Annotated in this window: 11 protein-coding genes, 1 tRNA gene and 1 pseudogene; 5 read left to right on the top strand and 8 right to left on the bottom strand. The window is 71.6% G+C overall.

The window, feature by feature from the left end; genetic code table 11:
* Positions 1-6 precede the first annotated feature (6 nt).
* From B4N89_RS19960 to B4N89_RS48700, 4 genes and pseudogenes are all read left to right on the top strand, one after another.
* Positions 7-1,035, top strand: coding sequence for a mechanosensitive ion channel family protein (locus tag B4N89_RS19960; RefSeq protein WP_078977208.1), 1,029 nt, complete (start codon positions 7-9; stop codon positions 1,033-1,035).
* Positions 1,036-1,290: 255 nt separating this feature from the next.
* Positions 1,291-2,763, top strand: coding sequence for an SDR family oxidoreductase (locus B4N89_RS19955; protein ID WP_078977207.1), 1,473 nt, complete (start codon positions 1,291-1,293; stop codon positions 2,761-2,763).
* A 59-nt stretch (positions 2,764-2,822) separates the two neighbouring features.
* Positions 2,823-3,209, top strand: coding sequence for a globin (locus B4N89_RS19950; protein ID WP_078979477.1), 387 nt, complete (start codon positions 2,823-2,825; stop codon positions 3,207-3,209).
* 48 nt (positions 3,210-3,257) lie between these two features.
* Positions 3,258-3,455, top strand: a pseudogene (locus B4N89_RS48700) (alpha-amylase family glycosyl hydrolase); the annotation flags it as partial.
* Between the two features lie 32 nt (positions 3,456-3,487).
* Here B4N89_RS48700 and B4N89_RS19945 read toward each other — a convergent pair.
* From B4N89_RS19945 to B4N89_RS19910, 8 genes are all read right to left on the bottom strand, one after another.
* Positions 3,488-4,135 carry a hypothetical protein gene (locus tag B4N89_RS19945; protein WP_078977206.1) on the bottom strand — a complete coding sequence of 216 codons (648 nt, stop codon included), beginning with the start codon at positions 4,133-4,135 and terminating at the stop codon, positions 3,488-3,490.
* Complete coding sequence (locus B4N89_RS19940; RefSeq protein WP_078977205.1) at positions 4,132-4,572, bottom strand: acyl-CoA thioesterase; 441 nt, start codon at positions 4,570-4,572, stop codon at positions 4,132-4,134. The genes B4N89_RS19945 and B4N89_RS19940 overlap by 4 nt, the downstream gene beginning before the upstream one ends.
* 114 nt (positions 4,573-4,686) lie before the next feature.
* Complete coding sequence (ettA, locus tag B4N89_RS19935) at positions 4,687-6,351, bottom strand: energy-dependent translational throttle protein EttA (protein ID WP_078977204.1); 1,665 nt, start codon at positions 6,349-6,351, stop codon at positions 4,687-4,689.
* A gap of 609 nt (positions 6,352-6,960) precedes the next feature.
* The gene (locus B4N89_RS19930; RefSeq protein WP_161500762.1) at positions 6,961-8,361 is read right to left on the bottom strand and encodes a Cys-Gln thioester bond-forming surface protein; all 1,401 of its coding nucleotides are present in this window, start codon (positions 8,359-8,361) and stop codon (positions 6,961-6,963) included.
* Between the two features lie 543 nt (positions 8,362-8,904).
* Positions 8,905-9,375 (bottom strand): single-stranded DNA-binding protein, encoded by a 471-nt coding sequence (locus B4N89_RS19925; RefSeq protein WP_078977202.1) that lies wholly within the window; start codon positions 9,373-9,375, stop codon positions 8,905-8,907.
* A complete protein-coding gene (locus tag B4N89_RS51515; RefSeq protein ID WP_078977201.1) occupies positions 9,360-11,315 on the bottom strand; it encodes a GTPase in 1,956 nt (651 codons plus the stop codon). Before B4N89_RS51515 ends, B4N89_RS19925 begins: the two co-directional genes overlap by 16 nt.
* 76 nt (positions 11,316-11,391) lie before the next feature.
* Positions 11,392-12,771, bottom strand: a complete 1,380-nt coding sequence (locus tag B4N89_RS19915) for a GTPase domain-containing protein (RefSeq protein WP_143658033.1) — start codon at positions 12,769-12,771, stop codon at positions 11,392-11,394.
* A gap of 157 nt (positions 12,772-12,928) precedes the next feature.
* Entirely contained in the window at positions 12,929-13,993 is a 1,065-nt protein-coding gene (locus tag B4N89_RS19910; RefSeq protein ID WP_078977199.1) for a Gfo/Idh/MocA family oxidoreductase, read from the bottom strand.
* Positions 13,994-14,153: 160 nt separating this feature from the next.
* Here B4N89_RS19910 and B4N89_RS19905 point away from each other — a divergent pair.
* A tRNA-Arg gene (locus B4N89_RS19905) sits at positions 14,154-14,226 on the top strand.
* Positions 14,227-14,587: the final 361 nt, after the last annotated feature.

The raw sequence follows: 14,587 nt of genomic DNA, 5'->3' as shown, positions 1-14,587 counted from the left end.
TCGTACGTGTCCGCGCTCGTCCCCGGAGTCCAGTTGTCCCTCGACGCCGCCGCAGGCAACGGCAAGGTGTCGTCGTGGTTCGATCGGCACGGCGAGTCACTCGTGGTGACGCCGATCCGGATCCTCGTGATCATCCTGGTCGCGCTGATCCTGCGGGCGGTGACCCGAAAACTGATCACCCAGCTGGTCGGCCGGATGGCCAACAGCGGCACGGACAGCAGCGGGCGGCCGGTCACCGGCTTCCTGCTCAACGCCGAGCGGCGCCGCCAACGCGCCGAGACGGTGGGCTCGGTGCTGCGCAGCACCGCGTCGTTCGTGATCCTGGGCATCGCCGGGCTGATGGTGCTCGGCGAGTTCAAGGTCAACCTCGCGCCCCTGCTCGCCAGCGCGGGCATCGCCGGCATCGCGCTCGGCTTCGGCGCGCGCAACCTCGTGACCGACTTCCTGTCCGGGATGTTCATGATCCTGGAGGACCAGTACGGCGTGGGCGACCTGGTCGACGCCGGTCCGGCCACCGGCACCGTGGTCGAGGTGGGCCTGCGGATCACCAAGCTGCGCGACGTGGACGGCACCGTCTGGTACATCCGCAACGGCGAGATCAAGCGCATCGGCAACAAGAGCCAGGGCTGGGGCACGGCCAAGGTGGACGTGCAGGTCGGCTACCACGAGGACATCGACAAGGTCCGCGCGGTGATCGCCTCCACCGCCGAGGCGCTGGCCGACGTGGAGCCGTGGAACGAGCGGGTCTGGGGTTCGGCGACGGTGGTCGGGATGGAGTCGGTGACGGCCGACGCGGTGGTGCTCCAGGTGCAGATCAAGACCATGCCGGGCCAGGAACTGCCGGTCGCGCGCGAGCTGCGCGGGCGGGTCAAGCGCGCGTTCGACGACGCGGGCATCCGCATCAGCGAACCGATCGCCAGTGCCACGCCCCCCACCGAGGACCCGGGCGCCCCGGCGCCGCAGGCCGAGCCCGCCCCGATCCCGGTGAACCCGCCGCCCACGCCCCCCACGCCGCAGGCCCCCGGGGCGCCCTGATCCCGACACCGCGTGCCGGCCCCATCCGTCGGGTGGGTGAACCCCGCTGCCCGTGTCGCCGATGCCGCTCGGCCCCGGTCCTCTCGGGTCGGGGCCGCCGGTTCTCGTCCCTGGCGTCTCGCCGACCGAGCCCGCCGCCCCCGCCGGCGGCCACCTGCGCGCGGGCGTCCCCGGGGCGTGGAGTGCGGGACCATTCGGGCTACCCGTGGCGCGTCTTCGGTCGTTGTGGCCGCCGGGTCGCCGAGACTGGGTCGGGTGAACGCTCCCCTGTGCCTGGTCACCGGATCCACCGGCTATCTGGGCGGCCGACTGGTGACCGAACTGCTCGCCGCCGGCCATCGGGTGCGCTGCATGGCCCGGACCCCGGCCAAGCTGCGCGACCATCCCTGGGCGGACCGGGTGGAGGTCGTACGCGCCGACGCGCTCGACCCGGCAGCGGTGCGCCGCGCCCTCGACGGCGTGGACGTGGCCTACTACCTCATCCACGCGCTCGGCAGCGGACCGCGCTTCGCCGACACCGACCGCGAGAGCGCGCGCGTGTTCACCGCGGCGGCCGAGGACGCGGACGTGGGCCGGCTCGTCTACCTCGGCGGCCTGGGTCCGGCCGCCGGCTCCTCGGCCCGCGACTCCTCCCCACACCTGCGTTCGCGTGCCGAGGTGGGCGAGATCCTGCTCGCCGGCGCGGTGCCGGCCGTCGTGCTGCGCGCGGCGGTGATCATCGGCTCCGGCTCGGCGTCCTTCGAGATGCTGCGCTATCTGACCGAACGGCTGCCGGTGATGGTCACCCCGCGCTGGGTCACCTCCCGAATCCAGCCGATCGCCGTTCGCGACGTCCTGCGCTACCTGGTGGGCTGCGCCACGTTGCCCCCGGACGTGAACCGCGCCTTCGACATCGGCGGCCCGGACGTGCTCACCTACGAGCGCATGATGCAGCGCTACGCGGCCGCGGCCGGTCTGCGCCGCCGCCGGGTGCTGCCGGTGCCGATGCTCTCGCCCTGGTTGTCCAGCCACTGGGTGGGCCTGATCACCCCCGTGCCCGGCGCCCTGGCCCGGCCACTGGTGGAGTCGCTGCGCAGCGAGGTGGTCTGCCACGAGCACGACATCGCCCGCTACGTCCCCGATCCGCCGGAGGGCCTGATCGGCTTCGACCGAGCCCTCGAACTGGCCCTGACCCGGATCCGCGACGCCGACGTGGCCACCCGCTGGTCCTCGGCGGCCACCGCCGGGGCGCCCAGCGATCCGCTGCCCACCGACCCGGACTGGTCGGGCGGCACGCTGTACGAGGACGTGCGCGAGGCGGAGCCGGCCGCGTCCCCGGCGGCGGTGTGGCGGGTGATCGAGGGCATCGGCGGCACCAACGGCTGGTACTCGTGGCCGCTCGCCTGGTCGGTGCGCGGCGCCGTGGACCGGATCGTGGGCGGGGTCGGACTGCGCCGGGGGCGCCGTGATCCGCAGCGGCTCCGGGTCGGCGACTCGCTCGACTTCTGGCGGGTGGAGGAGGTGGTGCCCGGCCGCCTGCTCCGCCTGCGCGCGGAGATGCGCCTGCCGGGCCTGGCGTGGCTGGAGTTCACCGTCGCGGACCGCGACGGCACCACGCAGTACCGCCAGCGTGCTCTTTTCCATCCCCGGGGACTGCTCGGGCACGCGTACTGGTGGGCCGTGTTCCCCTTCCACGGCATCGTCTTCGGCGGCATGCGCCGGGGCATCGCCCGCGCCGCGGAACGCTAGTCCCTGCCCGGGGGCCTCCGGCTCGCGGGGCCATCTGGGAGGATGGGGCGGTGACCCAGATGCCGGCGCCTGAACCGAGTCTCTACGAAGCCGTGGGCGGCGAGGAGACGTTCGCCAAGCTCGTGCACCGCTTCTACCAGGGGGTGCGCGAGGATCCCCTGCTGCGGCCGATGTATCCGGAGGAGGACCTGGACGGGGCCGAGGACCGGCTGCGGATGTTCCTCGTCCAATACTGGGGCGGCCCGCGCACCTACAGCGAGCAACGCGGCCATCCGCGGCTGCGGATGCGGCACGCGCCGTTCGCCGTGACCGAGGAGGCGCGCGACGCGTGGTTGCGGCACATGCGCGCGGCGGTCGACGAGATCGCGCTGCCGGCCGAGCAGGAGAACACCCTCTGGGAATACCTGGTCTACGCCGCGCAGTCGATGGTGAACCGGCTCGACTGACGCCGCGACCCACGGCGGGCGAGTCGGGGCGGGGCCGGCGATCCGCCCGGGCTCCTCGCCCGCCTGCCGCACCTCAGCAGCCTGGGCGTCGACGCGATCCGGCCGAGCCCCTTCCATCGCTCGCCAATGGTCGACGCCGGCTACGACGTCCCCGATCCGCGCGACGCGGGCCCCCGTTCGGCACCCTCGCCGACGGGCATGACCACAACCTGCCTCCGTCGAGCCGACATCGGCGGCTCGACGTAGGCGGGGTCGGTGTGGGCGGCGGACGGGGTCGGTCAGCGGGTGAAAAGCAGGCCCGGGGCGCCCTCGCGCCGGACCGATACCGAGCCGTAGCGCGCCTCCAGGCGCAGCCAGGCGCCGGTGCGCAACACCTCGGCCCGGGCGTCGGCGTCCGGCGGGCCCAGGAAGCCGAAGGACTGCGCGGCGTGCGCGGCACGCAGCGGCAGTCGGCCGGCCATCGGTCGGGTCCAGATCCCGGCCGCGACCCGCTCGAACTCGGCACGCGGCATGCCCGGCTCGGTCCTGGCCCGGAACTCGGCGACACCGGCGGCCACTTCGCGGGCCAGGTCGGGCACTCCGAGGTCGGCGACGTGTTCCCAGCCGGTGCGCGGCGGCAGCAGGCCGGCCCACCCCGGACCGGTCACCGACGTCGGGAGCGGCACACGCGCGTCGTCCGCGATCGCGTCGAGGAGTTGTCCGGCGGACACGGTCGCGTCCACCGTCGCGGGTTCGGCCAATTCGCTCGCCCGCAGCGTGATCACGCCCGAGGCGGCGGCGCCGAACGGCGGATGCCCGAACGTACCGAGCACCATCCCCTCGGCCCGTATCCGCACCACCGCGCCGCGGTCGTAGCGCAGCAGTCGGCTCAGGTAGCCGCCCAGGTCCGCGGCGGCGGCCGGGTCGGCGAGGCGCAGCACGGTCATGCGGGGGCCGACCGCCCCGCCGACTCGTCCCGCGGTTCGAGGAAGCGGTCCAGGTAGGTCCGCTCGTCCTCGGTCAACCGCCGGGGACGCTGCTCGACCAGCGAATAGGGCACGAGCACCGACAGTGCCGTGGCGTACACCTGCTCGTCGTCCCTGATCTCGTAGGCCAGGGTGAACCGTGCGGCTCCGATCCGGGTCACCCAGGTCTCCACCCGCACCGGTTCGGCGCGCCACACCAGCGGGCGTTTGTAGTCGATTTCGTGGCGGGCGATCACCACGCCCTCGGAGAGCGTCTTGGCCCCCTCGCGCTGCCCGAGGGTGAACATCATGTCCACGCGCGCCTCCTCCAGGTAGCGGAGGTACTGCACATTGTTGACGTGCCGGTAGGCGTCCATGTCGGACCACCGAACCGCCGCGTGATAGATGTGCCTGGCCACGTGCCCAGCCTCTTCTCTGTGATTGCCGACCGACCGGACGACCCGGTGTCGCCGACGGCCTGCCGCATGGGGGCATGCGACAGGCCGTCGGCCGCGCCGAACCGATCGGATGGATCAGTTGCGCTTGAGCTTCTTGTAGGTCGCGCGATGCGGCCGGGCCGCGTCGGCGCCCAGGCGCTCGACCTTGTTCTTCTCGTACGACTCGAAGTTGCCCTCGAACCAGAACCACTTCGAGTCACCCTCGTAGGCGAGGATGTGCGTGGCGACCCGGTCCAGGAACCAGCGGTCGTGCGAGACGACCACGGCGCAGCCGGGGAACTCCAGGAGCGCGTTCTCCAGGCTGGACAGGGTCTCGACGTCGAGGTCGTTGGTCGGTTCGTCGAGCAGCAGCAGGTTGCCGCCCTGCTTGAGCGTCAGCGCCAGGTTGAGCCGGTTGCGCTCACCGCCGGAGAGCACCCCGGTGGGCTTCTGCTGGTCCGGGCCCTTGAAGCCGAAGGCGCTGACGTAGGCCCGGGACGGGACCTCGACGTTGCCGACCTTGATGTAGTCCAGGCCGTCGGAGACGACCTCCCACAGGTTCTTCTTCGGGTCCAGGCCACCGCGCGACTGGTCGACGTAGGAGACCTTGACGGTCTCGCCGACCTTGATGTTGCCGGTGTCGGGCGTCTCGGCGTCGATCAGCATCTTGAACAGCGTGGTCTTGCCCGCGCCGTTCGGACCGATGATGCCGACGATGCCGTTGCGCGGCAGCGTGAAGGACAGGTCGTCCATCAGCAGCTTGTCGTCGAACGCCTTGCCGAGGTGCTCCACCTCGATCACGACGCTGCCCAGGCGCGGACCCGGCGGGATCTGGATCTCCTCGAAATCCAGCTTCCGCATCTTGTCCGCCTCGGCGGCCATCTCCTCGTAGCGGGCCAGTCGCGCCTTGCTCTTGGCCTGCCGGCCCTTCGCGTTGGAGCGGACCCACTCGAGTTCGTCCTTGAGCCGCTTCTGCCGCTTGGCGTCCTTTTGCCCCTCGACCTTCAGGCGGGTGGCCTTGGTGTCCAGGTATGTGGAGTAGTTGCCCTCGTAGGGGTGGAGGCGACCGCGGTCGACCTCGCAGATCCACTGGGCGACGTTGTTCAGGAAGTACCGGTCGTGGGTGACCGCGACGACGGTGCCCGCGTACTTCTCCAGGTGCTGTTCCAGCCACTGGACGCTCTCCGCGTCGAGGTGGTTGGTCGGCTCGTCGAGGAGCAGCAGGTCGGGGGCTTCGAGGAGCAGCTTGCACAGCGCCACGCGGCGCTTTTCGCCACCGGAGAGGTTCACGATCGGCCAGTCGCCGGGCGGGCAGCCCAGCGCGTCCATGGCCTGTTCGAGCTGCGAGTCGAGTTCCCAGGCGTTCGCGTGGTCGAGCTGGTCCTGCAGCTCGCCCATCTCCGCCATCAGCTCGTCGGTGTAGTTCGTGGCCATCTCCTCGGCGATGGCGTTGAACCGGTCCAGCTTGCCCTTGATCTCCTTGACGCCGTCCTGGACGTTCTCCAGAACGGTCTTGGTCTCGTCGAGCGGAGGCTCTTGGAGCAGGATTCCGACGGTGTAGCCGGGGGACAGGAACGCGTCGCCGTTGGAGGGCTGTTCCAGCCCGGCCATGATCTTCAGAACGGTCGACTTACCCGCGCCGTTCGGGCCGACGACGCCGATCTTGGCTCCCGGCAGGAAGCTGAGCGTCACGTCGTCGAGGATCACCTTGTCGCCGTGCGCTTTACGCGCCTTGCGCATGGTGTAGATGTACTCAGCCATGCGTCCAAGCCTATGGTCTGGCGGACAGTGCCCGTGCATGGGTGCCCGATGGGCGCGGGACGCGAACCGCGCGGGCCGGGCGGCCCACCGCGCGCACCCCGGCGGGGCCGCCCGGTGCGCCCCTGCCCGGTGGGCGCGAGATCGAGGCACGGGCCGCGCGGTGGGCGCGGAATCGAGGCTCTTTCGAGTCGGACCTGCCGCCCGCCTGCGGCCCATCGAGGGTCGGCCGGCCTGCGGCCCGCTCGTGCTCCAGCGCCGGACGGGCTGGAACGGCTTGGTTCGGGTGCCGCGTGTGCGGGATCGAGCGGGCTTGTCGTGGCTCGGTGCGGCGGTGCTCGAGGTCGCGGTCGAGACTTCGACGCGGCCCGGTACGCGGCTTGGACCGCTCCGATGCCCGATGCCGACGCAACACCGGCCCCGCCCCGGCGCCGGCGGCAACCCGATCGGCACCGGGCCGGTCCTGATCGGTTCGGCTCTCGGTCTCGGCTTGGGGCTGCGGCGGGGTTTGGGGACTGGGGTCGGTGCTGGTGCAAGGGGGCGGGCCCCGGCGCGGTTGGGTGCGGCGGGGCCCGGTCCTCGGGGTTGGTGCTTTGTGTGGCGGTTTTGCTATCAGGCGGTGGCGCCGGTCGAGCCCTTGCGACGACGCATGAAGAAGACGAGGCCGCCGCCCGCGAGGACGAGCGCACCGGCGCCGCCCAGGATCGCGGGGGTGTTGCTGCCGTCGCTACCGGTCTCGGCGAGGTCCGGGCCCTTCGGGTTCACCGGGGCCGGGGTTCCGCCGGTGGTGCCGCCGGTCACACCTTCGGAGGCGCCGGCGGTCTTGCAGTCGAGGGTGCCGGTGAACTCCTTGGCGGTCTTGCCGTCGGGGCCCACGATCGTGATCTTGTACGCCTGGTCCTCCTGGACCTTCACGACCTGCTCGTACGACTTGCCCGCCTCGACGGTGGTTTCCTTGCCGTCGAGCTTGAACTTGTACGACTCGTCACCGTTGTTCTTCACGGTGACCTTCACGCCACCGTCGACGCAGTCCTTGGTGGCGTTGATCTCCGGGAGCGGGCCCTTGCCGGGCTTGCCCCACTTGGCGACCGCGTGGTCCGAGGCCTGCACCTTCTGCTTGTCCGCGACGATCAGCAGCTGGCTGGTCGTCCCACTGACGTTGACGCCCTGGAAGACCCGACCGGCCTGCACGGTCGACTCGCCGGAGACCTCGAAGGTCTGGCTGCCTTCCTTGGTGGCGCCCGTGGGGTTCACGTAGAGCTTGTCGCCGTTGCCGACCTTGGTGACCGGCTTGCCGTCGGCGTCCACCAGCACGGGCTTGCCGTCGGTGTCGCCCGTGGTGAGCTTCGCGTTGATCGACTTGCCCTCGGCATTGGTCTTGACCTCGAACGGGCCGATGCCGGGCTTGTCGGTGATCTTGCCGGTCTTCTCGCCGGGGTTGAGCGAGAGCGAGACGGGCGGTTCGGAGACGTCGCCCTTGTTGGCGTCGCCGATCAGGTACTTGTACAGCTTGACGATGTCGGCGTTGTTCTTGCCCTCGTCCAGGTTCTGGCCGTCGGTGAAGTGCCAGATCGCGGCCTGCGTGGCAGCCGCGGCGTCACCTTCGCTCAGCTTCTCGCTCTTGATCGTCGTACGAACGTTGGCCAGGTCGACGGTCGGGAAGGAGTTGAGCAGGACCCACTTGACCTTGGCCTTGTCGGCCTTGGTCCCGAAGGAGGTCTCCTTCCAGTTCGCCTCGTCGTACTTGGCCTTGTCGTACACCTTGGTGTGGAAGTCGATGCAGTAGGTGCGGAGGATCTTTCCGTCCACCTGGAGCTTCAGGATCGACGCGCGCTGCGAGTCGGTCTTGCCCTGCAGGTAGATGTCCGCACCGACATCGCCGCCCTGATAGACGCCCTTGGCGCCCTCCGCGCCGGCCGCACCCGCGAAACCGATCACGCCGGCCGCCGCCAGGCCCGTCGCCACGACCATGGCCGACAGGCGGGTGGCCGTCCGTCCCGGTGTACGGAACATGTGGTGGTCCCCTCGAAAATGTATGCCGAATCTCGCGCGGCGCATCGTTCCCCCGAGCACGGCGCGAGTAAAGAACGGTCGAATGGTATGAGCCGATGGGCCACCCCCCGCGACCCGGGGTAGCAATTTGTTTCACGTTCTTTACCTCGGGAGAGGATCCGACTCGAGGAAGGTAATTCGAATATCGTCGAGTCGACAAGTCCTCGACGGAAATAGCGGCTCATTGCGGTCGTCGAGCCGCATAGCCGCCGATCAGGGCGATCTGGCTCACTATTGATTTTTCAAGGTGCACAACCGTACGAAACGGTCTTCCGTGATCAATACCTTGCCCCGGGTGTATTCACCCCCGTGATCCGACGCTTTCCGACCCCGCCACCACGACGGTTGCCTCGGTTGTGACGATTGGCCCGTTTCGATACACATCGTGGCGGTGGCAGTGTCGTCACAATTCTGTTTCAGATTCGTCCCGAAAACCGACCGGAATTATCTCGGCTATCGCCAATGAATGGCTTTCCCGAACACGCGGCCATGTCGTGCATCAATTCATGCCGCCTCCTCTTCGCGTTCGGGACTGTTCCCCGTCCCGATCGCGAGGACGCCCTGGTCGGCCGTCGCTCCGGCGGCGACGTCGTCCGCCACGAGCGCCAGTCGGGCCGGTCGAGCCACCCGTCGGAACTCCGCGACCCCTCGGGCGAGGTCGTGTCCCACCGAGGAGGCGTCGATCTCGGTGATCGTCAACCACCGTCCCTCCCGCTCCCACTCGCGCACCCGCAGCCGTCCGGTGACCACGAGCGGGTCGCCCTTGTCGATCGAACTCGTCACGTTCTCGGCCAGCCCGCGAAAGCACACGATCGTGTAGAAGGACGCGTCCCCCGACACCCACTGGCCGCTGTCCCGGTCGAAGCGCCGCGGCGACACCGCCATCCGAAACCGCGCGAGCGGCACACCGGCCTGGGTCATCTGCACCCGGACCTCGCTCGCGGCATTGCCGACCACCGTCACGTACGTGTCCACGCTTGCCTCCCTGTGTCACCGGCGTGCACCGCGGCATCGCCGTCCGCACTCGACGATGCGGCATGCGGCGGTGGGAAGGTCGGGAACCGGGACGAGGTGTGGACAACTCCGCGCCTGTGGACAACGACCGCGTCACTCACGTGGGTGACAATCCGACCGCCCGCCCCCCTCCAGCACCGCCCCGAATTCCGCGCACGCCTCCCGATACCGCGCCACCTCCGCCTCCCCCGGCTCCACCACCACCCGGTCCGCCACATCCGCCACCCGCGCCCGCAACGCGGCCTCCACCGCCACAACCCGCCGCCCGGCCGCACCCACCGCCGCCCGCCAGCCACACCACGCGCCCGAGACCCCGCCACCAGCCCCGCGAACGCCACCCACGCCGCCACCGGCAGCCCGAGCCACCGCGCCACCGGCACCCCCGTCGCGGCCAACCCGACCCCGAGCAACCCCGTGATCACCGCGACCACGCCGACCCACCGCGCACCCGCCGCCGCCCGCGCCCCCCGCGTCGGCGGCGGCGCCTCCGGCACGGCCCCGACCAGCGCCGCGTCCACCTCGTCCGGCAACACCCGCAACCCCTCGGCCAACGCCCGACGCACCCCGCCCACCCACACCGCCGGCATCCCCCGGCTCAGCGTCGCCCCGGCCCGCCGAATCGCCTGCTCGGCCCGATGTACCTGCACCGGCTCGACCCGCACCACCGGCCGCCGGGCCCGACGCCACCACGACGCCCGCGCAGTCCGCACCCGCCGCCCCTCGGCCGCCGCCACCACGCCCACCCCGACCGCGTCGCACAACTCGCCCACCAGCGCGTCCCGATCCGCCGCGGCGAACACCTCCACACCCGGCACCACGCCGGCGAAGTACGGCTCCAGCCGCTCGGCCAACGCGTCCAGATCCGCGCCCAGCCGAACCACCGACGCCTCGCCGCTCCCGGACACACCGGCCACCACGCGGCGCAACTCGGCGATCCCGAGCCCGGTCTCCGGCGAGGTCGCCAACACCCGCGCCTCGGCGAGCCCGTCGGCCGCGAGCAACGCCCGTACATCGGTCAGACACGCCGCCAGGTCCCCGACGGGCAGCCGGTCCGCGTGGTTGAGCACGACCGTCATGCAGCGCGCGTGGTGCCGGAACACCCGGAGATACCGGTCGTGCAGAAGCGCGTCGGCGTACTTCTGCGGATCGAGCACCCACACGATGTAATCCGCGACCGCCACCAACGCGTCCACCTCCGTCCGGTGCGCGAGGTCGATCGAGTCGTGATCGGGCAGGTCCAGCAGAATCAATCCGGCGGGCATCCCGCCACCGCGCCGAGCGCCCCGCGAGCCGTATCGGGCGTGCGGCGAGGCGAGCCAGGCATCCGAACCGGCGCGAGGCGAGGCGTTCGAACCGGCGCCGTACCGGACGTCCGAACCGGCGCCGTATCGGGCGCCCGACCCGCCATCGCGCCGAGCGCCCGCGCCGCCACCGTGCCAAGCGTCGGGCCCACCCTGCCGAACGCCCCCGTGCCACCCGTCCAACACCCCGTGCCGCGCCACCCGACACGTCGGCTCGATCCCGAGCAGATCAAGCAACGGCGCCGCCCCGTCGGGATCCCACGCGCACGCGAGCGTGGTCCGCGTCGTCGGCCGACGCATCCCGGTATCCGCCAGACGCAACCCCGTGAGCACATTGAACAGCGACGACTTCCCCCCACCGGTGGCCCCCGCGAGCGCCACCACGGTGTGCCGGCCGGCCGTGGCGAGCCGCGTCTCGGCATGCCCGAGCAGGTCCTCGGCGGCGGCGAGTTCGGCCCCGGGAAGTCGATCCCGGGCCAACCGCACCACCCGGTGCAAGGCGGCCGACCGCGCCGTCAGCCGCGCCGATCCCTCCGTCTCGATCACCTGCCGGGCCCGGCGCACGGCGAACCGATCGAGGTACTCCCCGCCCGCCGTCATCGACGCCGCCGAACCACGCCACCGATTCGCCCGCCCCGACGCCCACCCGCCCCGACCGGCAGCCCGCCACCGCCCCTCACGCGCTCCTCCGCACCAGGTCCAGCGCCTCGATCAACCCGACGTCGGCCCGCCCCGGCACCACCGCCACCGCCGCCGCGCGCCGGCCCCGTTCCGCGTCGAGCGCCGCCGCGAGTTCGGCACGCAGGCCCCGACGGACGCCCAGGATCAACCGCGCCGCCGACTCCACGCCGATCCGGGTCCCGAGCAGCCCCGCCGCGTCGCGCCCGACGCCCGGCTCCGTCCCGAGGCCGCCCACCGCCGCGATCAGCGCGAGCGGTTCCCCCGCGTCGGGCCAGACCACGGGAGCGGGCCGAAGCCGAGGCGCCCCGTCGTACGGCGCACACCCCCACGAACGCTCCGCCCCCCGCGCGAACGCGTCCGCCAACAGCGCGTCCAAGCTCTCCCGAACCCCCCGCGCCGCCCCGTCCGCATCCCCCTCGCGCCACCGGCCGGCCGCCGCGCCGCGCAGCAACGAGCCGTCGCCCAGCGCCCGCGACGCCCACCGCGCCGCCACCGCATAGGCCCGATCCACGCAGTCGCGCGTATGCCCCGCCGCCTCGTACTGCCGCTCCACCGCCTGCGCCAACGGCGGCACCCGCCGGTCCAGGCTGTGCAACAACCCGCCGAGCGTGCGCCGCACCACCGCGGCCCGCGCGTCCGGATCGGCCCCGCGCTCGGCGAGCCAGGTACGAATCGGCACCACATTGCGCTCGGGCAGCCCGGCCCCCGGCTCGACCTCGACGATCGGGTACAGGGGTACATCGCCGAGCCCGGCCTGCCGCAACAACCGCACGAAGTCGGCCCGGACCGGGTCCGCCGACTCCGCCGGCACCCGGCTCAGCACGATCGCCAACCGCGTGTTCCGATCCCGCGCGAGCCGGAGCAGATGCCACGGCGCGGCGTCCGCGTACCGCGCCGCGGACACGACGAACACCCACAGGTCGGCGGCCCCGAGCAGACGCACCGCGACCCGGCGGTTGTCGGCGGACACCGAGTCGATGTCGGGCACGTCGAGCAGCGCCAATCCGGGCGGCACCCGCTCGTCCAGGCGCAGTGCGATGGCGGTGTCCGCGGCGAACCAGTGCCGGTCCCCGGATCGGCAGACCAGGACCGGCACGCGCGTGGTCGGCCGTACCGAGCCGACCGCCGTGACCGCCCGCCCGACCAGCGCGTTCAGCAGGGTGGACCGACCCGCCCCGGTGGAGCCGCCGACCACCGCGAGCAACGGCGCACGCGGTACCGCCAGGCGCGGCAGCACGTAGTCGTCGAGCTGTTCGATCAACTCGCGGCGGGCCAACCGCGCCTGCACGGCACCGGGCAGGTCGAGCGGGAAGCACGTCGCCGCGACCCGATCACGCAGGTCGGCGAGGGCTGCGGACAGGGTGTCGCTTCCCATGATCACCACGGGCGACCAATGCCCGAATTGTCCGCATTCTCAACGTGCAGCCGACGCCACACCACAGCGGTCACCCGCTCGGCATCCCGCCCGGCCGGCCGACGGCGTCACACGGGCCGGCCGGCCGCACACCCGCCGCCCATCCGCATCGAACCGCTCACCCGGTGGGCAATACCACCGTCGCCCCGTCGGCAAAGGACCGCTGCGCCGCCTCGATCACCTCGATCACGGTCAGCGCCTCCGACAGCGGCACCGGCGGCCCGCTCTCCTCGCGCACCGCCGCCGCGAACCCGGCGTAGTAGTCCTGGTAGGCCCCCGGTTCGGTCTCCACCGCCACGGTGTCACCGGGCGTACCGAGCCTGCCCCACGCACTCTCCGGCTCGGTCCCCCACGCGGGCGTACCGACCGCCGTACTCCCGGCCCGCAACAGCTCCTCCTGCGGATCCATGCCGAACTTCACGTACGACGCCTTCGACCCGAGCACCCGAAAACGCGGCCCGAGATCGGCCGCCGCCGCGCTCATCCACAGGTGCGAGCGCACCCCACCCTCGTGGGTGAGCGCCACGAAGCTGTCGTCGTCCACGAGCGCCGCGTCCCGCCGCGTGTCCAGTTCGGCGTATACGTGCGTGGGCCGCCCGAACAACGACACCGCCTGGTCGATCAGGTGGGTGCCGAGGTCGTACAGGATCCCGCCGAGCGCCGCCGGGTCGGCCTGCTCCTTCCAGCCCGCCGTGCGCACCTGCGGTCGCCACCGCTCGAACCGCGACTCGAACCGGTACACGTCGCCGAGCCGCCCTTCCTCGACGAGGCGCCGCACGGTCCGGAAGTCACCGTCGAACCGCCGGTTCTGGTACACCCCGAGCCTCCGCTCGCACCGCGCCGCCGTCTCGCACAGCGCCCGCCCCTGCGCGAAGGTGCCCGCGAACGGCTTGTCGACGACCACGTGCAGCCCGGCCTCCAGCGCCCGGGTGGCGAGCGGCACGTGGAACCGGTTCGGCACGGTGATCACCACGAGGTCGAAGTCACCCGTGCGAGCGAACATCTCGTCGGTCGTGCCGATCACCTCGGCCCGCGGATACCGCGCCCGCACCTCGTCCTGCCGAGCCGGATTCCCGGTCACCACGGCGGCGAGTTCCAGCCCCTCGACGGCCGTCAGCACCGGCGCGTGGAAGGCCGAACCCCCCACGCCGTATCCGACAAGTACAGTCCTGATGGGACCCACTGCGCCTCCCGCTGTCCGTTTCGGCCCTTCGCTGATCACATTCTGGCCGCCAACTGCGTCTGATCAGGTAACGGTGGCCGCCGGAACGCCGGTGAGGCATGCACACGGCCCTATTCTGTTGTGCCGCGACCGGATCCGGTGCAAGATCCTGATTCGCCCAGCCCTCGTAGCTCAGTGGACAGAGCAGGTGCCTTCTAAGCACTTGGTCGCAGGTTCGAGTCCTGCCGGGGGCACAGCCACGCCGCCGTCCGCCGCCCGCACCCCCGGGCGGCGTCCGCGCAGGTCGGCGCGGGTCTCGTGCGGACACGACGAAGCGCCGGACGCCCACCGGGTGAATCGGCGGGAGTCCGGCCCTCTCCGACTGTCACCGGTTTTCCACGGATAGCCACGGCGAATACGCGGTGAAGTCCGTCAGGGCGGCGCGAGCGCCGACTCGATTCACTTATGTGAATCTGCTTCGTGGCCGAAGATGCACGGAGCGTAAACGGCGAGCGGAACGACGACGCCCTTCCGACGGGGTCGGATCACAACCCGCAAAATCGTCGCCGCTGCGATCCGACGCGGACCGGGGCGGCGGTGATACCCGTGCCGAAA

Origin of the sequence: Embleya scabrispora (assembly GCF_002024165.1) — a bacterium.
Taxonomy (GTDB): domain Bacteria; phylum Actinomycetota; class Actinomycetes; order Streptomycetales; family Streptomycetaceae; genus Embleya; species Embleya scabrispora_A.
The sequence above is the reverse complement of the archived record's forward strand: the minus strand, read 5'-3'. Positions and strand labels throughout refer to the sequence as shown.